Annotated in this window: 19 protein-coding genes; 11 read left to right on the top strand and 8 right to left on the bottom strand. The window is 68.1% G+C overall.

Annotated features, from left to right (window positions below; translation table 11 throughout):
• The first annotated feature begins 66 nt into the window (after positions 1 to 66).
• Together EOJ32_RS02445 and EOJ32_RS02440 are read left to right on the top strand one after the other, a co-directional pair.
• A complete protein-coding gene (locus EOJ32_RS02445; protein WP_046000577.1) occupies positions 67 to 672 on the top strand; it encodes a hypothetical protein in 606 nt (201 codons plus the stop codon).
• Positions 669 to 1,010, top strand: a complete 342-nt coding sequence (locus EOJ32_RS02440) for a hypothetical protein (RefSeq protein ID WP_127897576.1) — start codon at positions 669 to 671, stop codon at positions 1,008 to 1,010. Before EOJ32_RS02445 ends, EOJ32_RS02440 begins: the two co-directional genes overlap by 4 nt.
• Positions 1,011 to 1,020: 10 nt before the next feature.
• Here EOJ32_RS02440 and ubiB read toward each other — a convergent pair whose 3' ends face one another.
• Positions 1,021 to 2,553 (bottom strand): 2-polyprenylphenol 6-hydroxylase, encoded by a 1,533-nt coding sequence (ubiB, locus tag EOJ32_RS02435; RefSeq protein ID WP_127897575.1) that lies wholly within the window; start codon positions 2,551 to 2,553, stop codon positions 1,021 to 1,023.
• A gap of 4 nt (positions 2,554 to 2,557) precedes the next feature.
• On the bottom strand, positions 2,558 to 3,304 hold the full coding sequence (gene ubiE / locus EOJ32_RS02430; protein ID WP_127897574.1) for a bifunctional demethylmenaquinone methyltransferase/2-methoxy-6-polyprenyl-1,4-benzoquinol methylase UbiE: 747 nt from the start codon (positions 3,302 to 3,304) through the stop codon (positions 2,558 to 2,560).
• 75 nt (positions 3,305 to 3,379) lie between these two features.
• Here ubiE and mutM point away from each other — a divergent pair, with 75 nt between their 5' ends.
• From mutM to EOJ32_RS02385, 9 genes are all read left to right on the top strand, one after another.
• The gene (mutM, locus tag EOJ32_RS02425) at positions 3,380 to 4,225 is read left to right on the top strand and encodes a bifunctional DNA-formamidopyrimidine glycosylase/DNA-(apurinic or apyrimidinic site) lyase (RefSeq protein ID WP_046000575.1); all 846 of its coding nucleotides are present in this window, start codon (positions 3,380 to 3,382) and stop codon (positions 4,223 to 4,225) included.
• A gap of 69 nt (positions 4,226 to 4,294) precedes the next feature.
• On the top strand, positions 4,295 to 5,071 hold the full coding sequence (locus EOJ32_RS02420; protein ID WP_127897573.1) for an enoyl-CoA hydratase: 777 nt from the start codon (positions 4,295 to 4,297) through the stop codon (positions 5,069 to 5,071).
• A gap of 158 nt (positions 5,072 to 5,229) precedes the next feature.
• Positions 5,230 to 5,499: a 30S ribosomal protein S20 gene (rpsT, locus tag EOJ32_RS02415; protein ID WP_045982305.1), complete on the top strand. Its 270-nt coding sequence runs from the start codon at positions 5,230 to 5,232 to the stop codon at positions 5,497 to 5,499.
• A gap of 543 nt (positions 5,500 to 6,042) precedes the next feature.
• A complete protein-coding gene (gene dnaA / locus EOJ32_RS02410) occupies positions 6,043 to 7,404 on the top strand; it encodes a chromosomal replication initiator protein DnaA (RefSeq protein WP_127897572.1) in 1,362 nt (453 codons plus the stop codon).
• An 84-nt stretch (positions 7,405 to 7,488) separates the two neighbouring features.
• On the top strand, positions 7,489 to 8,607 hold the full coding sequence (gene dnaN, locus EOJ32_RS02405) for a DNA polymerase III subunit beta (RefSeq protein WP_127897571.1): 1,119 nt from the start codon (positions 7,489 to 7,491) through the stop codon (positions 8,605 to 8,607).
• Positions 8,604 to 9,680, top strand: a complete 1,077-nt coding sequence (recF, locus tag EOJ32_RS02400; RefSeq protein WP_127897570.1) for a DNA replication/repair protein RecF — start codon at positions 8,604 to 8,606, stop codon at positions 9,678 to 9,680. Before dnaN ends, recF begins: the two co-directional genes overlap by 4 nt.
• Positions 9,677 to 10,318, top strand: coding sequence for a LysE family translocator (locus tag EOJ32_RS02395; RefSeq protein WP_127897569.1), 642 nt, complete (start codon positions 9,677 to 9,679; stop codon positions 10,316 to 10,318). The genes recF and EOJ32_RS02395 overlap by 4 nt, the downstream gene beginning before the upstream one ends.
• A gap of 93 nt (positions 10,319 to 10,411) precedes the next feature.
• Complete coding sequence (gene gyrB, locus EOJ32_RS02390; protein ID WP_045982300.1) at positions 10,412 to 12,847, top strand: DNA topoisomerase (ATP-hydrolyzing) subunit B; 2,436 nt, start codon at positions 10,412 to 10,414, stop codon at positions 12,845 to 12,847.
• Between the two features lie 173 nt (positions 12,848 to 13,020).
• Entirely contained in the window at positions 13,021 to 13,758 is a 738-nt protein-coding gene (locus EOJ32_RS02385; RefSeq protein ID WP_164871379.1) for an outer membrane protein, read from the top strand.
• A 51-nt stretch (positions 13,759 to 13,809) separates the two neighbouring features.
• Here EOJ32_RS02385 and pdeM read toward each other — a convergent pair whose 3' ends face one another.
• The 6 genes from pdeM to EOJ32_RS02355 all read right to left on the bottom strand — a co-directional run bounded on the left by pdeM (position 13,810) and on the right by EOJ32_RS02355 (position 20,748).
• Entirely contained in the window at positions 13,810 to 14,466 is a 657-nt protein-coding gene (gene pdeM, locus EOJ32_RS02380) for a ligase-associated DNA damage response endonuclease PdeM (RefSeq protein WP_127897567.1), read from the bottom strand.
• The gene (locus tag EOJ32_RS02375) at positions 14,463 to 16,838 is read right to left on the bottom strand and encodes a ligase-associated DNA damage response DEXH box helicase (protein ID WP_127897566.1); all 2,376 of its coding nucleotides are present in this window, start codon (positions 16,836 to 16,838) and stop codon (positions 14,463 to 14,465) included. Before EOJ32_RS02375 ends, pdeM begins: the two co-directional genes overlap by 4 nt.
• Complete coding sequence (locus EOJ32_RS02370) at positions 16,835 to 18,385, bottom strand: cisplatin damage response ATP-dependent DNA ligase (protein ID WP_127897565.1); 1,551 nt, start codon at positions 18,383 to 18,385, stop codon at positions 16,835 to 16,837. Before EOJ32_RS02370 ends, EOJ32_RS02375 begins: the two co-directional genes overlap by 4 nt.
• Complete coding sequence (locus EOJ32_RS02365) at positions 18,382 to 19,374, bottom strand: ligase-associated DNA damage response exonuclease (protein ID WP_127897564.1); 993 nt, start codon at positions 19,372 to 19,374, stop codon at positions 18,382 to 18,384. The genes EOJ32_RS02370 and EOJ32_RS02365 overlap by 4 nt, the downstream gene beginning before the upstream one ends.
• A gap of 59 nt (positions 19,375 to 19,433) precedes the next feature.
• On the bottom strand, positions 19,434 to 20,324 hold the full coding sequence (locus EOJ32_RS02360) for a DMT family transporter (RefSeq protein ID WP_127897563.1): 891 nt from the start codon (positions 20,322 to 20,324) through the stop codon (positions 19,434 to 19,436).
• Positions 20,325 to 20,448: 124 nt separating this feature from the next.
• Complete coding sequence (locus tag EOJ32_RS02355; RefSeq protein WP_042246023.1) at positions 20,449 to 20,748, bottom strand: HU family DNA-binding protein; 300 nt, start codon at positions 20,746 to 20,748, stop codon at positions 20,449 to 20,451.
• Between the last annotated feature and the right edge of the window lie 58 nt (positions 20,749 to 20,806).

Raw genomic sequence — 20,806 nt, 5'->3', positions numbered from 1 at the left:
CGCCGCCGGGGCTTGCGCCGCCGCCCGTCCCGCGCCCATCATGCCCCAACGTTTGGGAGGACGACCATGACCCGCGCCTTTGCACTTGCCCTGATGCTGGGGCTTGCCCCCCTGCCCCTGATCGCGGCCGAGGCCGGCGACGCGGTCTTTGCCGAGCGGGGGCCCTGGGATCTGGGCGACAGGACGCTGGAATGGCAGATGACCGTCACGGGCCCGATGGCCGAAGGGTTCCGCCCGACCGAGGACGGCCGCATCACCCTGTCCCAGGACATCGACCCCAGCGATCAGCAGCCGATCCTGGAACTGACCCAGAAGGCCGGGCCGATCGACCGCACGATCGGACCGTTCCCGATCTCTTCGGGTGATCCGGTCCTGACCTTCTTTCTGGAACAGACGACCCGCGACATGGCCGCGCTGACCGGCGGCAGCCCGTTCTACATCCGCAACCGCATGAAGGAGGCGCTGTTCCGGGGCGGAGAGGTCACGACCACCGACGGCGGCATCACGGCCAGCTTTCAGCCCTTCATCGCGGACAAGAATGCAGAACGCATGCACGGCTTCCAGACGCTGACGCTGACCTTCGTGATGGCCGCGCCGGACGAGCCCATCCGCGAGCTGCGCGCCGAAACCGATGCCGCGGCGGGTTATCGCAACGAACTGGTGCTGCAATGATCCGCGCGGGCGCCTGTGCACTGGCGCTGGCCCTGACGGCGGCCCCCGCATCGGCGCAGGCAGTGAACGATTATCCGACCAATGCGCGGGTCGAATACGCCTTTGCCTGCATGGCGACCAACGGGCAGACGCGCGACATGCTGGACCGCTGTTCCTGCGCGATCGACCGCATCGCCGAGGTGCTGCCCTATGCCGATTACGTCGGCGCGGAAACCATCCTGCGGATGCGCCAGACCACCGGAGAGCGGTCCGGCATGTTCCGCGGCATGGCCGCCCTGACCGAGACCGTGGCCACCCTGCGCCGCGCCGAGGCCGAGGCCGAGATCATCTGTTTCTGACCGCCGCGCCCTACAGCGACAGGCCGATCCCCGCCCCCGCCGCCAGCGCCAGGATCGCGACCAGCAGCAGCGTCCCGGAACTGCGCGGCTGAATCAGGGTCAGGCGCGCCTCCTCGGGGTGGGCGCGTTCCCACAGGGCCTGCTCGATCATCCGTGGCAGCAGCGGGCCGTACCGGCCCACGGTCTGCGCGATATGGGTCAGGTCGCTGATCGCGGCCTTGGGGCCGACGCTGGCCTTGATGTAATCGGACACCACCGGCTTGGCCGCGTCCCAGATGTTCAGCTGCGGGTCCAGCGACCGGGCCACGCCCTCGACCACGACCATGGTGCGTTGCAGCAGGATCAGTTCGGTCCGCGTGGGCATGCCGAACCGTTCCGTCACCTCGAACAGATAGGACAGCAGGTTGCCCATGCTGATCCGGCTGGCATCGGCGCCAAAGATCGGCTCTCCGACGGCGCGCAGGGCGCGGGCGAACGCGGCCTCGTCGCGGTCGCGGGGGACGTATCCGGCCTCGAAATGCACGCGGGCGACCAGGCGGTAATCGCGCTGGATGAAGCCGTACAGGATCTGGGCATAGACGCGACGGGTGTATTCGTCGATCTCTCCCATGATGCCGAAATCATAGGCGATGACATCGCCATTGGCCGCCACCTTGAGGTTGCCGTGATGCATGTCGGCATGGAAGAACCCGTCGCGCAGCGCATGCGACAGGAACAGCTGGATCACCCGGCGCGCCAGTTCGGTCGTGTCGTGACCGGCGGCGATCAGCGCGTCGCGGTCGCCCATCGGCAGCCCCTCGGCCCAGTCGGCGGTCAGCACGCGACGCGACGACAGCGCCCAATGCGGCATGGGGATCTGAAAGCCCGCGTCCCGCGCGGTGTTTTCCGCGAATTCCGACGCGGCCGCGGCCTCCAGGCGCAGGTCCTGTTCGCCGGTGACCGTCTGTTCGAAATGGCGCACCACGTCGCGCGGCCGCAGGCGGCGGGTGCCGGGGGACAGAAGCTGGATCAGGCGGGCTCCGAAATGGAACGCGTCGATGTCGCGCTTGAACGCGGCCCCGATGCCGGGGCGCACGACCTTGACCGCGACCTCGCGTCCCGTCTCGCGGACGCGGGCGCGGTGGACCTGCGCGATCGAGGCGGCGGCGACGGGTTCGGAAAATTCACTGAACAGCTGGTCGACCGGGGCGCGCAGCTCGGCCTCGATGGCCTTCTTGGCCAGGTCGGTGGGAAAGGGCGGCAGGCGGTCCTGCAGCATGCGCAGCTGCCCGGCCATTTCGGGGCCCACGACATCGGCGCGCGTCGACAGGATCTGCCCGAACTTGATGTAGGCCGGCCCCAGCGCGGTGATCGCCCGGGTGATCGGCGGCAAGGTCGGATCGCCCTTGTAGCCCAGCCAGCGGAAGGGCCAGCCCATGACCCGCGCGGCCAGGCGCAGGCGGATCGGCGCATCGACCGCGTTCAGGACGGCGGCCATCGCACCGGTCCGTTCAAAGGTCGCACCTGTCCTGATCAGACGCAAGATGTTGTGGGGACCGCGCATATGCCTACAATTTCCAGCCGGAATGCAGGGCGGCGATGCCCATCGACAGGTTGCGCCACTGCACCCTGTCAAAGCCCGCGTCGCGGATCAGAGCGGCAAAGCTGTCCTGGTCGGGAAACTTGCGGATCGATTCGACCAGGTATTGATAGCTGTCGCGATCGCCCGTCACTGCCTGCCCCATCGCCGGGATCACGTTGAAGCTGTAGCGGTCATAGGCCCATTGCATCGCCGGCACCGGGATCTGGCTGAACTCCAGCACCATCAGGCGGCCGCCGGGCTTCAGCACGCGGTACGCCTCGGCCAATGCATCGGGAATGCGCGTCACGTTGCGGATGCCGAAGCTGATCGTGTAGCGGTCGAAGCTGTTGTCGGCAAAGGGCAGCGCCATCGCGTCGCCCGTGACCCAGGCCAGCCGGTCCGCCTTGTCGACGGCATCGGCACGCTTGCCCCCCTCGACCAGCATGGATTCGGTCATGTCGCAGACGGTGACCCGCGCGCCCGGCGCCCGGTCCAGGAACCGGAACGCCACGTCGCCCGTGCCGCCCGCCACGTCCAGCAGGTGCTGTCCATCGCGCGGCGCCAGCCAGTCCATCATCGCGGTCTTCCAGACGCGGTGGATGCCGACGCTCATCAGGTCGTTCATCACGTCGTATTTCGATGCGACCGAGGAGAAGACCTGATGGACCATGCCGGCCTTCTGATCCTCGTCCACGGTCCGAAAGCCGAAATGGGTCGTCTTGCTGTCCGTCATGCGCTTGCCGTTTGCCTGTTCCATTGCCAGATAGGTCCGGCGTGCCGCGCACACAATGCGACGAAAGGAACCCGATTGCCAGAACTGCCGGAAGTCGAGACCGTCCGCCGCGGCCTGCTGCCCCATCTGGAAGGCGCGCGCATCGCCCGCGCCCAGATCAACCGCCCCGACCTGCGCTGGCCCCTGCCGGTGGACCTGATGCAGGTGCTGACGGGCGCCACCGTCACCGCGCTGCGGCGGCGGTCGAAATACCTGCTGGCCGACCTGGAAGGGCGCGGCACGGTCCTGTGGCACCTGGGCATGTCCGGCCGCATGCTGGTCGAAGGTGCGGGCCTGGCGGGGTTCCACCGCGATCCGGGCATCCATGCGCGCCACGACCATGTCGTGCTGACCACGGATGCGGGAACGACCGTCACATTCAACGACGCCCGACGGTTCGGCATGGTCGACCTGATCCGCGAGGGCGCGTCCCATCCCCTGCTGGACCATCTGGGCCCGGAACCCTTCGACCCGGTCTTCACGCCCGCCTATCTGCAGGCGGCCTTTGCCGGTCGGCGGGTGCCGGTGAAACAGGCGCTGCTGGATCAGCGCATCGTGGCGGGCCTGGGCAACATCTATGTCAGCGAATCGCTGTGGCGCGCAGGCATTGATCCGCGCCGGGCGGCGGGACGGATCGGGGCCGCACGCATCGCGGCGCTGGTGGGCCATGTCCGCGACGTGCTGACCGACGCGATCGCCGCGGGCGGTTCCAGCCTGCGCGATCACCGGCAGGCCAGCGGAGAGCTGGGCTATTTCCAGCACAGCTTCCGCGTCTATGACCGGGCGGGCCAGCCCTGCCTGCGGGACGGATGCGGCGGCACCATCGCGCGGATCGTGCAATCGGGGCGGTCGTCCTTCTACTGTCCCGCCTGCCAGAGGTGAACGATTGGACGACTGCGCGGGCCTCTGCTAGGACGGGGGCCACGCAATCTGCCAACGAGGTCCAAGCCTATGGCTTATGAAACCATCATCGTGGAGATCGAGGACGAGGTCGCCCTGATCCGGCTGAACCGCCCCGAGGCGCTGAACGCGCTGAACGCCACGCTTCTGGACGAGCTGTCGGCCGCACTGTCGGATGCCGACCGCAACGACAAGGTTCGCTGCATCGTCCTGACCGGCAGCGAAAAGGCCTTTGCCGCCGGTGCCGACATCAAGGAGATGTCGACCAAGACCTTCGTCGAGGTCTACGAATCCGACCTGTTCGGCGCCCAGATCGAGGCGATCACCCGGGTCCGCAAGCCGATCATCGCCGCCGTCAGCGGATACGCCCTGGGCGGTGGATGCGAACTGGCGATGGTCTGCGATTTCATCATCTGCGCCGAGAACGCCAAGTTCGGCCAGCCCGAGATCAACCTGGGCGTCGTCGCGGGCATCGGCGGCACGCAGCGCCTGACGCGGTTCGTGGGCAAGTCCAAGGCCATGGACATGAACCTGACCGGCCGCTTCATGGACGCCGCAGAGGCCGAGCGGTCCGGTCTGGTCAGCCGCGTCGTGCCCACCCCCAAGCTGATTCCCGACGCGATGGCCGCCGCGCGCAAGATTGCCGAAAAGTCCCAGATCGCCACCAAGACCGTCAAGGAGGCCGTGAACCGCGCTTATGAGACGACGCTGCGCGAGGGTCTGCTGTTCGAGCGCCGGTCCTTCCATGCGCTGTTCGCGACCGAGGACCAGAAGGAGGGCATGGCCGCCTTCCTGGAAAAGCGCGAGGCGCAGTTCCGCGACAGATAAGGGTTTTCTTTTCGGCGGGGCTGGCCTATACGCCCCGACTTACATGCGTGTGGGCCCGCTTTGGCAAGAATCATGTCCGTTCCGGATCAGGGACGGCGCCATGGGGCTTTTGCACGTTCGACATTGAGACATGCACCTGACCCGATAGGAAGACACCCATGGCTAACACGCCCCAGTCCAAGAAACGCGCCCGCCAGATCGAACGTCGCACCGACGTCAACAAGGCCCGCCGTTCGCGCATCCGCACCTATATCCGCAAGGTCGAAGAGGCCATCGCCTCGGGCAATGCCGATGCGGCCGCGCTGGCGCTGAAGACCGCGCAGCCCGAACTGATGCGCGGCGTGACCAAGGGCGTCGTGCACAAGAACACCGCGTCGCGCAAGATCTCGCGCCTGGCGGCCCGCGTGAAGGCGCTGTCGGCCAACTGATCCACAGGCTCCACGGGGCCCTGAGATACGCGTTCCACGCCCTTCGGGGCACCGGAATACAGCATCGGGTGCAGGCGAAAGCCCTGCGCCCGATTTGCGTTTCTGCACCTGCGACATTTTGAAAAATCGAACGAATTCAAGTAATTCAGAAAATTGTTAATCGAGTCAAAGGCATCGCAGATTCGCTTGGACCAAGTTGCTGTCAAGCGCAGAGTTCGGTTGCAGCTATCCACAAGCTGGGGCTAGTTTCCTCCTTGCGATTCACGTCGCTTGGGGACGGGCCGGGCCCTGTGGACAGATCTTCGGATCCGTCCGGGACGACGGCCGGGCCGCGAAGAACACCTCTTCCGCCTTCGGGTTCACGACATCCGGCTGCCACCGGGTGTCCGGGGACCTGTGTCCAGGACCGAAAACGGGCTGATGCCCCTTGATCGACCGCGTTCGCGGTCGCGGGGGCAGCGTTTTTGCGTGCCACCCGGATGACGTGAATTCTGTCCCGTCGGATCAACCGGCGGGGATTGGGGACAGACGGGAAACGGGACGATGATGGACAAGATCTGGGGTCAGGCATGCGCCGAGCTGGAACAGAGCGTGGGGCCGAACAACTACAACCACTGGATCAAGCCGCTGCGCCTGATGGCGATCGACGACGGGGCCGCGCGATTCGTTAGCCCGACGCGCTTCATCTCTGACTGGGTCGGGCGTCACTTTGCCAAGGACATCATGGCGGTGCTGACCCGACATGGCGCCCCGGTCGAGCGTCTGCGCTTTGACGTGGGCAGCGCCGCGGCGCGCCCCTCGGCCCAGGCCACGGCCCCCGCGGGCCAGCCGGCCGAGGCGCCGACCACCCGCGCCGCCCGCACCGATCTGGGCGCACCGCTGGACAGCCGCTTCACCTTCGGGAACTTCATCGTCGGCAAGCCGAACGAGCTGGCCCATGCCGCCGCCCGCCGCGTGGCCGAGGGGGGGCCCGTCGGTTTCAACCCGCTGTTCCTCTATGGCGGCGTGGGCCTGGGCAAGACGCACCTGATGCACGCGATCGCGCATGACTATCAGGCGCGCCACCCGTCGGCGCAGGTCCTGTACCTGTCGGCCGAACAGTTCATGTACCGCTTCGTGCAGGCGCTGCGCGAAAGCTCGATCATGGACTTCAAGAGCATGTTCCGGAACGTGAACATGCTGATGGTCGACGACGTGCAGTTCATCGCCGGCAAGGACAGCACTCAGGAGGAATTCTTCCACACGTTCAACGCGCTGGTCGACCAGGGCAAGCAGATCGTGATCTCGGCCGACCGCGCGCCCGCCGAGATCAAGGGCCTTGAGGAACGCATCAAGTCGCGCCTGTCCTGCGGCCTGATCGTGGACCTGCACCCGACGACGTATGAGCTGCGCCTGGGCATCCTGCAGTCCAAGACGCAGGCCTTCCGCGCCCAGCAGTCCGACCTGGAGATCGGCGCGGGCGTGCTGGAGTTCCTGGCGCATCGCATCACCACCAACGTCCGCGTCCTGGAAGGCGCGCTGCAGCGCCTGTTCGCGCATGCAAGCCTGCTGCGCCGCGAGATCACGCTGGAGGTGGCGCAGGAATGCCTGGCCGACATCCTGCGGACCAATGACCGCAAGATCAACATCGACGACATCCAGCGCAAGGTGGCCGAGCATTACAACATCCGCCTGGCCGACATGATGGGTCCGAAACGCGCGCGCAACGTCGCCCGGCCCCGCCAGATCGCGATGTACCTGTCCAAGCAGCTGACCAGCCGCTCCCTCCCCGAGATCGGCCGCCGCTTCGGCGGACGCGACCACACCACGATCATGCACGGCGTGCGCAAGATCGAGGAGCTGTTGGTCGAGGACAGCGCCATGGTCGAGGACATCGCCGTGCTGAAGCGGATGCTGGAAGCCTGATCACGAAAATCTTGTGACTGCCCGCGCGGGCGGCTACACATCAGGTCCGGCAGGGGCCGCAGAGCCATGGGACAGGGGAAACTGATGAAATTCTCGATCGAGCGCGCCGTTCTGGTCAAGGCCGTGTCGCAGGCCCAGTCGGTCGTGGAACGCCGCAACACCATCCCGATCCTGGCCAACGTGCTGATCGAGGCCACCCCCGAAGGCGTCAGCTTCCGGGCCACCGACCTGGACACCGAGGTCGTGGACCGCGCCGTGGCCCAGGTCGAACGCCCCGGCGCCACCACCGTCAGCGCCGTGATGCTGAACGAGATCGCGCGCAAGCTGCCCGACGGCGCCCTGGTCCAACTGGCCAGCGACGACGCTTCGGGGCGGCTGTCGGTCCAGGCCGGGCGCTCGTCCTTCAGCCTGGCGACCCTGCCGCGGGCCGATTTCCCGGTCATGGCCAGCAGCGAATACAGCGCGAACTTCAAGGCGCCCGCATCGGTGCTGCGCCGGCTGTTCGACAAGTCGAAATTCGCGATCTCGACCGAGGAGACGCGGTACTATCTGAATGGCGTCTACATGCACGTGGCCCAGTCCGAGGACGGCCCCGTCCTGCGCTGCGTGGCGACCGACGGGCACCGCCTGGCCCGGATCGACGCGCCCCTGCCCGCGAACGCGGATGCGATGCCCGGCGTGATCGTGCCCCGCAAGACCGTCGGAGAGCTGCGCAAGCTTCTGGACGACGACGAGGCCGAGATCGCCGTGTCGGTCAGCGAGACCAAGGTCCGCTTTGCCACGCCCACGATCACGCTGACCTCCAAGGTCATCGACGGGACCTTCCCCGATTACAGCCGCGTGATCCCGCAGGGCAACGCCCGCAAGCTTGAGGTGGACGCCGCCGACTTTGCCCGCGCCGTCGACCGCGTGGCGACCGTCAGCAGCGAACGTTCGCGCGCGGTCAAGCTGTCGCTGGACGCGGACCGGCTGGTCCTGTCGGTCAACGCCCCCGATGCCGGCGCCGCCGAGGAGGAGCTGATCGTGGCCTATGCCGACGAACCGCTGGAGATCGGCTTCAACGCCAAGTACCTGCAGGAGATCGCGGGCCAGGTCGATCGCGACAACGCGGTGTTCCTGTTCAACGGCTCGGGCGACGCCGCCCTGATCCGCGAGGGCAGCGATCTCAGCGCGGTCTATGTCGTCATGCCGATGCGCGTGTGACACTGACGGCGCTGCGGCTGTCCCAGTTCCGGTCCTGGCCGCGGCTGGACCTGTCGCTGGACGCCCGCCCCCTGGCGATCCATGGGCCGAACGGGTCCGGCAAGACGAACATCCTGGAAGCGCTGTCCATGCTGGCGCCGGGCCGCGGACTGCGCGCGGTGGCCGCCCTAGACCAGGCGCGGATGGGCCCCGATGCGGGCTGGCGCCTCCGCGCCACGCTTGGCGATCACGCGGTCGAGACCGCGGCGCCCCCCGGCCAACCCCGCCATGTCATCCTGGACGACAAGCCCGTGACCCAGACCGCGCTGGCCCGGCTGGTGCGGGTCATCTGGCTGGTGCCCGCGATGGACCGGTTGTGGTCGGACGCACCCGAAGGGCGGCGGCGGTTCCTGGACCGGGTGACCCTGTCGCTGATGCCCGACCACGCGGACCTGGCGCTGGCCTATGACAAGGCCATGCGTGAACGCAACCGCCTGCTGCGCGATCAGATCGGCGATCCCGGCTGGTACCGCGCACTGGAGACGCAGATGGCCGAGGCCGGCGCGGGCCTGACCCGCAACCGCCAGGCGGCCCTGTCCGCCATCATGGCCGCGCAGGACGGCGGCACGGATTTTCCGGCCGCACGCCTGACCTTGCTGGCCCAGGACGGCTTTGCCAACGATGCCGACCCCGCCAGCATCGCCGCGCGCCTGGCCGCGACGCGCCACCGCGACATGGCCGCCGGGCGGACGCTGACCGGCGCGCATCGGGCCGATCTGGGCGCCAGCTGGGGGCCGCAGGACATGCCCGCCGCCCAATCCTCGACCGGAGAGCAGAAGGCGTTGCTGCTGTCGCTGATCCTGGCCAATGCGCGTGCGCTGTCGGACCAGCCGGTCCTGCTGCTGCTGGACGAGGTCGCGGCGCATCTGGACGCCGACCGGCGCGCGGCCCTTTACGACCGCATCACCGACCTGCCCGCCCAGACCCTGCTGACCGGCACGGGGCCGGAACTGTTCGACGCCTTCGGCCCGCGCGCGCGCAGCCTGGCCGTGACCAAGACCGACGGCGCCTCTGCGGCATGCGAGGCCGCATGACGCTGAGCGTGCAGGCGATCTGGCTGTATGCGGGCGCGCTGGCGGCGATCTGGCTGACGCCCGGCCCGGTCTGGGTGGCGATCATGGCGCGGGGCCTGTCGTCCGGTTGGGCGGGGGTCTGGCCGCTGGCGCTTGGGGTGGCGATCGGGGACATGATCTGGCCGCTGATCGCGATCTTCGGCCTGACGCTGCTGGTGGGCGATCAGGCGGCTCTGCTGTCGGCCCTGCGCTGGATCGCGGTCGCGGTCTTTCTGGGCATGGGCATCGGGCTGCTGCGCCACGCCGGGCAGGCCGTGGACAGCGACAGCCGCCTGACCCGGCGTGGTGGGTGGGCGGGCTTCAGCGCGGGCCTGCTGGCCATTGCCGGCAACCCCAAGGCGGCGCTGTTCTATGTCGGCGTGCTGCCCGGTTTCTTCGACGTGGCGCGGCTGACCGGGCGCGATGTCGCGGTGATCGTGGGGATGTCGGGGGCCATTCCGTTCCTGCTGAACCTAGGCATGGGCGCCACGCTGGCCGCGCTGCGCGCCCGTCTGGCGACCCCCGCGGGGCTGCGGCGGATGAACCTGGCATCGGGCTGGCTACTGATTTTCGTGGGGCTGGTGCTGGGTGCGGGCCAGATCTGGGCAGGCCGGGCATAAAACCCGCCGACGGGGCCGAAAAACCCAGCCAAAGCCGTGACTTTGCCCCTGCGAAGGCCTATATCAAGACATGACGAACAGAAAGCCCGACGCATGACCGACACCGCCGCCCAACCCGCTTTGTACGACGCCGATTCCATCAAGGTTCTCAAGGGTTTGGACGCCGTGCGAAAGCGTCCCGGCATGTATATCGGCGATACCGACGACGGGTCCGGCCTGCACCACATGGTTTATGAGGTCGTGGACAACGGCATCGACGAGGTCCTGGCCGGCCATGCCGACTTCGTGCAGGTCAAGATCCATGCCGACAGCAGCGTCAGCGTGCGCGACAACGGGCGCGGCATCCCGGTCGACATGCATGCCGGAGAAGGCGTCAGCGCGGCCGAGGTCATTATGACCCAGCTGCATGCAGGCGGAAAGTTCGACCAGAACAGCTACAAGGTGTCGGGGGGCCTGCACGGCGTGGGCGTGTCGGTCGTGAACGCCCTGTCCGACTGGCTGGAGCTGCGCATCTGGCGCAACGACAAGGAGCACTTCGTCCGGTTCGAGCGCGGCGACACCGTCAAGTCGCTGGTCGTGGTGGGCGATGCGCCGGGTGAAAGCGGGACCGAGGTGCGCTTCATGGCCTCGGCCAAGACCGTGCATCCGGACGGGACCTTCAGCAACCTGGACTATAGCTTCAAGACGCTGGAGAACCGCCTGCGCGAGCTGGCCTTCTTGAACAGCGGCGTGCGCATCATCCTGGAGGACGAGCGTCATGCCGAGGTCCAGAAGACCGAGCTGTTCTACGAGGGCGGCGTCAAGGAATTCGTGAAATACTTGGACCGGTCCAAGACCGCCGTCATGCCCGAGCCGATCTTCATCACCGGAGAGAAGGGCGGCATCGGCGTCGAGGTCGCGATGTGGTGGAACGACAGCTATCACGAGACCGTCCTGCCCTTCACCAACAACATCCCGCAGCGGGACGGCGGCACGCACATGGCCGGTTTCCGCGGCGCCCTGACCCGCGTGATCGGCAAATACGCGCAGGACAGCGGCATCGCGAAGAAAGAAAAGGTCGACTTCACCGGCGATGACGCGCGCGAGGGGCTGACCTGCGTGCTGTCCGTCAAGGTGCCCGATCCGAAGTTCTCCAGCCAGACTAAGGACAAGCTTGTCTCCAGCGAGGTCCGTCCGGCGGTCGAGGGGCTGGTCGGCGAGAAGCTGGCAGAGTGGTTCGAGGAGAACCCGACCGAGGCCCGCCAGATCGTGGGCAAGATCATCGAGGCCGCCTTGGCCCGCGAGGCGGCGCGCAAGGCGCGCGAGCTGACGCGGCGCAAGACGGCGATGGACGTGGCATCCCTGCCCGGCAAGCTGGCCGATTGCCAGGAGAAGGACCCGGCGCTGTCCGAGCTGTTCATCGTCGAGGGGGATTCGGCCGGCGGTTCGGCAAAACAGGGCCGCTCGCGCCAGAACCAGGCCGTCCTGCCGCTGCGCGGCAAGATCCTGAACGTGGAACGCGCGCGGTTCGACCGGATGCTGGGCAGCGACCAGATCGGCACACTGATCACCGCGCTTGGCACCGGCATCGGGCGCGACGAGTTCAGCCTGAAGAAGCTGCGCTACCATAAGATCGTCATCATGACGGACGCCGACGTCGACGGCGCGCATATCCGCACGCTGCTGCTGACGTTCTTCTTCCGGCAGATGCCGGAGCTGATCGAGGGCGGGCATCTCTATATCGCGCAGCCGCCGCTCTACAAGGTCGGGCGCGGCCGGTCCGAGGTCTATCTGAAGAACGAGGCCGCGCTGGAGGATTACCTGATCCAGCAGGGCGTCGAAGGGGCATCCCTGCGCCTGGCCTCGGGCGAGGAGATCACCGGCAACGACCTGGCCCGCGTGGTCGAGGAGGCGCGGGTGGCACGCCGCGTTCTGCGCGCCTATCCGACCCACTACCCGCCCCACATCACCGAACAGGCCGCGATCGCCGGGGCGCTGGTGCCGGGCCGCATCGACCAAGACGCCCAGGGCGTGGCCACCGACATCGCCGCCCGCCTGGACCAGATCGCCGAGGAGTACGAGCGCGGCTGGCAGGGACGCCCGACCCAGGATGCCGGCATCCGCCTGTCGCGCACCCTGCGCGGGGTCGAGGAGAACCGCACCTTGGACGGCCAGATGCTGCGCAGCGGCGAGAGCCGCAGGCTGGGCGAGATGACCCAGGCCCTGCAGGACATCTATGCCAAGCCCGCGCGCCTGATCCGTAAGGATCGCGACCAGCCGATCCACGGCCCCCTGGGCCTGCTGCAGGCGGTGTTCCTGGAGGGCGAGAAGGGCCTGTCCCTGCAGCGCTACAAGGGACTGGGAGAGATGAACCCCGAGCAGCTGTGGGAAACCACGCTGGACCCCGTCGCACGCACCATGCTCCAGGTCCGCATCGAGGACGTGGCCGAGGCCGAGGACCTGTTCACCAAGCTGATGGGCGACGTCGTCGAACCGCGCCGCGAGTTCATCCAGCAGAACGCCCTGAACGTCGAGAACCTGGATACCTGAACGGCCCATGTTGCCCAAAGGTCACTGTCCATGCCCGTCACCGCGTGCAGGGACAGGGGCCAATGCGCGTTTTAATTGATCTTGGGCCGATTCTCTGCGCTGGATTGACCGGACATCATTTGCAGATCGGGCGCAGCCGGTGGGCGCGCCCCAGCTTTTCAGGAGTATCCCCCATGCGCCTCTTCGCTCTTTCCTCCGTCTCGGCCCTGGTTTTGGGGGCAGGCGCTGCCCTTGCCGGGGGCGTGGTGTCGCCCGTCGTTGACGTGGCACCGGTGACGGTGACACCCGTGGCGCCGATCGCCTCGGCATGGGGTGGCGCCTATGTGGGCGGATCGCTCGGCTATGTCTTCGACACCGAGGATCAGGTGGGTTTCTCCGAGGTCATCGACGGCGAGGACGTGGGCCTGATCGGCGGACTGGGTGATGTCGGCATCTCCGGCGCAACCGCAGGTCTGCAGCTGGGCTATCGCTGGCAGCGCGGCAACTGGGTCTTCGGTCCTGAACTGGGCGTCGAATTCGGCTCGGTCGACGAAAGCATCGACATCGGTGATCCGCTGCTGGGCCGCGTCGAGAGCGAGATGAAGAACATCGCCACCCTGGTCATCAAGACCGGCTATGCGGTCAACCCGCAGACGCTGGTCTATGGCACCCTGGGCGTCGCCCGCGGTGATTTCGACTATACGCTGAGCACGGGCGACTTCTCGCAGACGCGCGGCTTCACCGCGACGGGTGCCGCGGGCGGCTTGGGCGTGGAGCGCATGATCAACCCGCGCACGTCGATCTTCGCAGAATACCAGTACCGCGATTTCGGCAACGAGCGGGTGGAGTTCTCGGACGGGATCGACACCCTCTCGACCCGCGCCAGCATGACCATGAGCAGCGTCAAGATCGGCGCGAACTTCCGGTTCTGATCCGACCACTCAGGATGACGGGGGCCGGCCGCGATGCGTGCCGGCCCTTTTTCATGCGCGGCGACGCATGCCCACCGGCACCGGCAGGGCGCGCGCTCCGCAGGCGATTGCCAGCCCCTGCGGCACCAGCGCGGCCAGCGCCCTGTCCGTGACCTCCAGCCCCCCAGTATAGGCACCGAACGCGGGCAGGATCAGGTGGTCGCGGCCGACCAGGAAACACCGCCGCCGCTGGCCCGCCAGCCGGATGCAGGGGTGGTAATGGCCCGACACGTCCGGCCCCTGACCCGCCTCGTGGCGCAGGATCAGGCCGTCATGCAGCTCCGCCGCGGTATTGCCGGGCAGGCGGGGACAGATCGCCCCGGGGTCGTGGTTGCCGCGGACCCAGATCCAGCGCCGGCCCTGGGCCATCGTGCGCAGCCGGTCGCAGACATCGTCGGGCAGCGCGCGCCCCGCCGCGTCGTCGTCGAACCCGTCCCCCAGGCTGACGACCACCGCAGGATCGGTCGCTGCGATCTCCGCCTGAAGACGGTCCAGCGTCTCCAGCGTCTCATAGGGGGGCAGCAGGGCACCCCCACGCCGCGCCATGCGTTCGGATTTGCCCAGATGCAGGTCGGCCACGATCAGCCAGCGCCGTTCAGGCCAGAACAGTGCGCCGCTGGCCCGCGCCTGCAGCGTCTGGCCGTCAAAGTCGAAAGGGTGGAACGTCACGAAAGCCCTGCCTCTGCCATCATTGCCGCCGCCTCGGCCTCGGCCATGCGCTCGCGGCCCTGTCCCGCGATGGGCACGCGGCCCAGTTCCAGCATCAGCGGCGCGGCCAGGGGCGACACACGCTCCAGCATGCGGTGGTCCAGGCGGTCGGTGCGGTCCAGCATTTCCTCGATCCGGCCGAAATCCACAAGCCCCCGGCTGGCCTCGGCCGCGGTGATGCGCAGCATCAGGTGGTCCGGGTCGTACTTGCGCAGCGTGTCGTAAAGGATGTCGCTGGAGAACGTCGCCTGCCGCCCCGACTTGCGCGCGCCGGGCAGGTTGCGCTGGATCAGCCCGGCGATGGTCGCCACGTTGCGAAAGCTGCGCTTCATCACCGCATTGCTGGCCAGCCAGTCGCCCAGCCCCTCGCGCAGGCCGTCGCGATCCAGCAGGGGCGCGGGGTCGGTCACCGGGTCCAGCGACCAGATCAGCAGGGCGTAATCGGTGGCCAGGAACCCCAGGGGGGCCAGCCCAGCCTCCTCCATCAGCCGGGTCATCAGCAGGCCCAGGGTCTGCAGCGCGTTGCGCCCGGCAAAGCCGTAGACCGCCAGATGCCAGCGTCCTTGGTGGGGGAACGCCTCGGTCAGCAGGGTGCCGGGGCGCGGCAGGGTGCTGACGCGGGCCTGCAGCGCCAGCCAATCGCGGGTATCAGTGGGCAGGCCTGCATGGGCCGCCGGATCGCCGATCAGCGCCAGAACCCGATGGGATAGCTGCGTCGATGTGGCCAGCTTCATGCCCGAGAACGTGGCGATGCGGGGCTCCTTGGAGGGCTGTTTCGTGACCTCGACCACCATCTCGCGCAGCGCGTCGTATCGCACCGTCTGCCCGCCGATCAGAAAGGTGTCGCCCGGTGCCAGGGTCGCGGCGAACCCTTCCTCGACCTCGCCCAAGGGGGCGCCGCCGCGTCCGCGAAAGCGGACCTTCAGCATCTCGGCCTCAACGATGGTGCCGATGTTCATGCGCAGGTTTCGCGCCGCGCGCGGGTCGCGCAGGCGCCACAAACCGTCGCGCTGCATCAGCCGCTGCCAGCGGTCATAGGCCCGCAGTGCATAGCCGCCGGTGGCTGCGAACGCGACGCAGTCATCGAAATCGGCGCGGGAAAGGTCACGATAGGGCCCGGCAGTGCGGACCTCCGCAAACAGCGCATCGGCGTCAAAAGGCCCCGCGCAGGCGGTCAGCAGGATATGCTGGCACAGCACGTCCAACGGCCCCGGCCCCCGATCGTCGCCGTCCAGATCGCGTTCGCGCACGGCCTGCAGGGCGGCCACGCATTCGATCACCTCGAAGCGGTTGGCCGGCACGATCCGCGCGCGGGACGGCGCGTTGTAGCGGTGGTTCGCTCGCCCGATCCGCTGGACCAGCCGCTTGACGTTGCGCGGCGCGCCGACCTGGATCACCAGATCGACCGCGCCCCAGTCGATGCCCAGATCCAGGGACCCGGTCGCCACCACGGCGCGCAATTCGCCCGCGGCCATCGCGGCCTCGGTCCGGGCGCGGGCCTCGCGCGACAAGCTGCCGTGATGCAGGCCGATGGGCAGGTTCGCGTCATTCGCGGCCCAGAGCGCCTGAAAGAACAGCTCGGCCTGGGCGCGGGTGTTGATGAAGATGATCGTGGTCGTGGCCTGCGCCACGGCGGCCAGCACGTCGGGTACGGCATAATGCCCGCCCGCGCCGGCCCAGGGCGGGGCCTTGGCGGTGGGCAGCATGGCGATGTCGGGATCGGGGCCGGGGTCGGCGTGGATCACGGTTGCGCCGCCCATGAAGCGGGCCAGCCGCCACGGGTCTTCGACCGTGGCCGATAGGCCCGTGACCTGCAGGTCGGGCGCCAGCGCGCGCAGGCGCGACAAGGCCAGCATCAGTTGATCGCCGCGCTTGTTCTCGGCCAGCGCGTGCAGTTCGTCCAGCACCACCCGGCGCAGGCCCCCAAAGATCACGGGCGCCTGTTCATAGGACAGCATCAAAGCCAGCGATTCCGGCGTGGTCAGCAGGATGTCGGGCGGGTCCATGCGCTGGCGGGCGCGCTGGCTGGCACGGGTATCGCCGGTGCGATCCTCGATGCGGATGTCTAGGCCCAGATCGGCGACCGGGCGCGACAGGTTGCGCGCGATATCCGCCGTCAGCGCCTTCAAGGGCGAGACGTACAGCGTGTGCATCCCCAGATGCGGCGCGGTCAGATCGACCAGCGAGGGCAGGAACCCCGCCAGCGTCTTGCCGCCCCCGGTCGGCGCGATCAGCAGGCTGTCCTCCCTGGCCTCCAGCAGGGCCAGCTGATGCGGATGCGGCTGCCAGCCCTGCCGGGAGAACCAGTCCTGGAACGCGGGGGGCAGCGTCACGGGATCATGTCCTTCAGCGTCTGCAGCCGGTCGGCCTCGGCGGCGGGCTTGTCCCATCGGATGCGGCTGATGCGGGGAAAGCGCATCGCGACCCCGGACTTGTGGCGCGGAGAGGCGTTCAGCCCCTCGAACGCGACCTCCAGCACCAGCTTGGGCGCAACGGAGCGCACGGGGCCAAAGCGTTCGGTGGTGTTGTTCCGAACGAAACGGTCCAGCTCGCGCAGCTCTTCATCGGTGAAGCCGAAATAGGCCTTGCCGACGGGCACCAGCGCCTCCCCGTCCCACAGGCCGAAGGTGAAATCGCTGTAGAAGCCCGACCGCTTGCCATGCCCGCGCTGCGCATAGAGCATCACCGCATCCACCACCATCGGGTCGCGTTTCCACTTGAACCAGGGCCCGCGCGGGCGGCCGCCGACGTAAGGACTGTCGCGGCGCTTGATCATCACGCCTTCGATCACGATCGAGGGCGGGTCGGCGCGCAGGGCGGCAAGATCGTCCCAGGTCTGGAAGGGCAGCAATGGCGACAGGTCGATTCGGTCGCTGCCAAAATCGGCGCCCTCCAGCACCGCGCGCCGCTCCTGATGCGGCAGGTCGCGCAGGTCGCGCCCCTGCCAGATCATCGCATCATAGACCCGAAGGCCCGCCGGATGGCTGTCCAGCATCGCGCGGCCAACGACCTTGCGGCCCAAACGCTTCTGCAGATCGCCGAAGGGCGCCACGTCGGCGCCCCGCCGCACCAGCAGCTCGCCATCCAGCGCACCGTCGAAGTTCAGCGCCTCCAGCAGGTCGGGAAAGGCCGCGCCCACATCCTCTCCGGTCCGGGAATAGAGGCGCCGCGTGCCGCCGTCGTTGATCGCCTGAACGCGAATGCCGTCCCATTTCCATTCAGCGATGTAATCGGCGGGATCGAAGGCGCGCAGCTGATCCAGATCGACGGGCGTGGAGAGCATCACCGGCCGGAAGGGCGCGCGGGCCGCGTGTTCGGGGCGCGCGCCCCCCGCGATCCAGTCGAACAGCGGCTGATAGGGGGGCGTCAGGCCGTGCCAGATCTCCTCGATGTCCTTGACCTCGGGGGGCCCCATCTCGGCCAGGGCCATGCGCGCCATGCGGGCGGACAGGCCCACGCGCATGTTGCCGGTGGCGAGCTTCAGAAAGGCCAGCCGCTGCGACGGGCCAAGCCGGTCCAGCATCGCGGTGATCGCCGCAGGCAGGCCCGCGCGGCCCGTATCGCGCAGGAGCGCCACCGCATCCCGCAGGGGCACGTCCTGGTCCTGGTCGGTATCCCACAGCAGCGCGATGGTCTCGGCCAGATCGCCCACGAAATCATAGGACATGGCGAACAGCTGTTCGTCCACCCGCCCCGCCATCAGCCCCCGCAACAGGCCCGGCGTCACTGCCCTGAGCTTCAGATCACCGGTCAGCGCGGCCAGCGCATAGCCGCGGTCGGGGTCGGGCGTAGCCTCCAGGTAATGGCGCAGCAGGCGCAGCTTGGCGTTGCGCGCGGCGGTGAAGGCCAGCCGTTCCAGCAGATGGGCAAAAGCCTTCATTCCGGCTCGTCCTCATATCCGATCAGGCGCAGGGGGCGGGACGCGATGCCCTGCAGCTCGCACCAGCGCATCAGCCCGTCCTCGGTCCCGTGGGTGATCCAGACCTCCTGGGGGGCCAGTTCCGTGATGGTCTGTGTGACCTGCGGCCAGTCGACATGGTCGCTGATGACCAAGGGCAGCTCCACCCCCCGCTGCCGCGCCCGCGCGCGCACCGTCATCCAGCCCGAGGCAAAGCCGATGACCGGGTCGCGGAACCGCTGGACCCAGGCACTGGCAAAGGCGGATGGCGGCGCGATGACCAGCTGGGCATCGACCTGCTTTGCGGTGGCCGGGACCAGCGGGCCCAGGTCGATCCCTTGTTCCACGTGAAAATCGCAGAGTCGCTGCAGCGCGCCATGGATGGCGATGGGACCGTCGATCCCGGACTGTCGGGCCAGCGCGATGACCCGCTGCGCCTTGCCCAGGGCATAGGCGCCGATCAAGTGCTGGCGTTCGGGAAACTCGGCCATGCTGGCGATCAGCTTGGTCATCTCGGTCAGCGGGTCGGGATGGCGGAAGACCGGCAGGCCGAAGGTCGCCTCGGTCACGAAGATGTCGCAGGGCACCGGCTCATAGGGGGCGCAGACCGGGTTCGGGGCGCGGCAGTAGTCGCCGGACACGACGATCTTGGGGCCGCGGTCGGGCATCACGGCGATCTGGGCCGAGCCCAGGATATGGCCCGCGGGGTGAAAGCTGACCTGCACATCGCCAATGTGGGCCACCCCTTGGGCGGCCTGGCGGGTGCCGGTGAAATCCTCGCCATAGCGGATCGCCATGATGTCCAAGGTCTGCTGGGTCGCCATGACGGCCCCATGACCCGCACGGGCGTGGTCGCCATGCCCGTGCGTGATCAGCGCGCGGGGCACCGGGCGGACCGGGTCGATGTAGAAATCGCCGGGCGGGCAATAGAGCCCGGCCTCGGTCGGGTGCAGGATCTGGTCGGGACGCATGGCACCATCATCGCAGGGGTTGGCGCGGGTTCAACGCCGCCGATGGCCGCAGGGGTCCGTCAGCTGGGCGGCGGGCGCTTGACCGGGGGCGCCTTGGACAGCTGCACCGCCAGGATGCCGGCCATGATGACCGCGACGCCGATCACGTCGCCCGCGCCCAGATCCTCGCCCAGGAACAGGGCGGCGGTGGCCACGCCGAAGAAGGGCGTCAGAAAGTGGAACGTCGCCGCGCGCACCGCGCCGATGCGCCCGACCAGCATGAACCACACCCAGGTCGCGACCAGCCCCGGCACGATCACCGTATAGAGGAACGCCACGACCAGGCGCGGTGTATAGGTGACGTCCCAGGTCTCGAACCAGGGCGCGATCAGGCCCAGGGTCACGGCGCCGACCAGCATCTGCAGGCCCACGATCATCATCACGTTGCCGCCCGAACTGGCGCCCCGCACCGTCAGGGTCGCCACCGCCAGCGCCAGCGCCGCGACGAAGCACATGACGATGCCGGTCAGGTCGCTGCCGCCCTGCAGGCGCGCGCCCATGATGATCGCCACACCAACCACGCCCAGGATCAGGCCGCCCACGCCCATCGGGCGCAGGCGCTCGCCCATCAGGCTCCAGCCCAGGGCGGCCACCATCAGCGGCATGGTCGCGGCGATGATCGAGGCCAGGCCCGCCTCGATCCACTGCATCGCGGTCCAGTTGAGGCCCAGGTACAGCGCGTTCTGGCACAGCCCCAGGATCAGCACGGCGCGCCACTGCGCCCGCGTCAAGGTGCGCCAGGTCTGCCCCATGGCCAGCGCGATCAGCACGCCGATCACGCCCGACAGCGCAAAGCGCAGGGCCAGCGCCATCAGCGGCGGCGCCTCGGTCACGATCATCCGGGTCGAGGTGAAGGCCGAGGCCCACATCACCGCGAAGGCCAGACCCATCAGCAACGCGCGAAGATCCATGGACCAGGCCTTTCTTGCAGGTGATGCAAAACGGCTAGCAGAGCACCGCCGTGGGGTGAAGACATAAAGAAAAGGGGCCGTGCCCGATGGCACGACCCCGATCCGTCATCGCAGCATCTGCGGATCAGCTGTTGACGCTGTCCTTCAGGGCCTTGGCAATGGTGACCTTGACCTGCTTGTCGGCCGGCTTGGTCATCATTTCCTGGGTCTGCGGGTTGCGGACCTGACGCTCGGGACGGGCGCGGCAGGCGATCTTGCCGATGCCCGGCAGGGTCACCGCGCCGCCGCCGGCGACTTCGCGGGTCACGATCGCCACGATCGCGTCCAGAGCGGCCGAAGCGGATTTCTTGTCCGAGCCCATTTCTTCGGCGATCGTCGCCACCAGTTGGGTCTTGGTCATCGGTTTTGCAGCAGCCGTAGCCATGGTCCGTCTCCTCTTGCCCTGTTGCACCGGGCCCACAAATTGCGCCTTTTGCGGCATA

It is taken from the genome of Paracoccus sp. Arc7-R13, assembly GCF_004010775.1.
Classification (GTDB): Bacteria; Pseudomonadota; Alphaproteobacteria; order Rhodobacterales; family Rhodobacteraceae; genus Paracoccus; species Paracoccus marcusii.
The sequence above is the reverse complement of the archived record's forward strand: the minus strand, read 5'-3'. Positions and strand labels throughout refer to the sequence as shown.

Coding starts and splice junctions, on each gene's coding strand:
- EOJ32_RS02445 (WP_046000577.1), top strand. CDS start 67: ATGACCCGCGCCTTTGCACTTGCCCTGATGCTGGGGCTTGCCCCCCTG.
- EOJ32_RS02440 (WP_127897576.1), top strand. CDS start 669: ATGATCCGCGCGGGCGCCTGTGCACTGGCGCTGGCCCTGACGGCGGCC.
- ubiB (WP_127897575.1), bottom strand. CDS start 2,553: ATGCGCGGTCCCCACAACATCTTGCGTCTGATCAGGACAGGTGCGACC.
- ubiE (WP_127897574.1), bottom strand. CDS start 3,304: ATGACGGACAGCAAGACGACCCATTTCGGCTTTCGGACCGTGGACGAG.
- EOJ32_RS02420 (WP_127897573.1), top strand. CDS start 4,295: ATGGCTTATGAAACCATCATCGTGGAGATCGAGGACGAGGTCGCCCTG.
- rpsT (WP_045982305.1), top strand. CDS start 5,230: ATGGCTAACACGCCCCAGTCCAAGAAACGCGCCCGCCAGATCGAACGT.
- dnaA (WP_127897572.1), top strand. CDS start 6,043: ATGATGGACAAGATCTGGGGTCAGGCATGCGCCGAGCTGGAACAGAGC.
- dnaN (WP_127897571.1), top strand. CDS start 7,489: ATGAAATTCTCGATCGAGCGCGCCGTTCTGGTCAAGGCCGTGTCGCAG.
- EOJ32_RS02395 (WP_127897569.1), top strand. CDS start 9,677: ATGACGCTGAGCGTGCAGGCGATCTGGCTGTATGCGGGCGCGCTGGCG.
- gyrB (WP_045982300.1), top strand. CDS start 10,412: ATGACCGACACCGCCGCCCAACCCGCTTTGTACGACGCCGATTCCATC.
- EOJ32_RS02385 (WP_164871379.1), top strand. CDS start 13,021: ATGCGCCTCTTCGCTCTTTCCTCCGTCTCGGCCCTGGTTTTGGGGGCA.
- EOJ32_RS02370 (WP_127897565.1), bottom strand. CDS start 18,385: ATGAAGGCTTTTGCCCATCTGCTGGAACGGCTGGCCTTCACCGCCGCG.
- EOJ32_RS02365 (WP_127897564.1), bottom strand. CDS start 19,374: ATGCGTCCCGACCAGATCCTGCACCCGACCGAGGCCGGGCTCTATTGC.
- EOJ32_RS02360 (WP_127897563.1), bottom strand. CDS start 20,324: ATGGATCTTCGCGCGTTGCTGATGGGTCTGGCCTTCGCGGTGATGTGG.
- EOJ32_RS02355 (WP_042246023.1), bottom strand. CDS start 20,748: ATGGCTACGGCTGCTGCAAAACCGATGACCAAGACCCAACTGGTGGCG.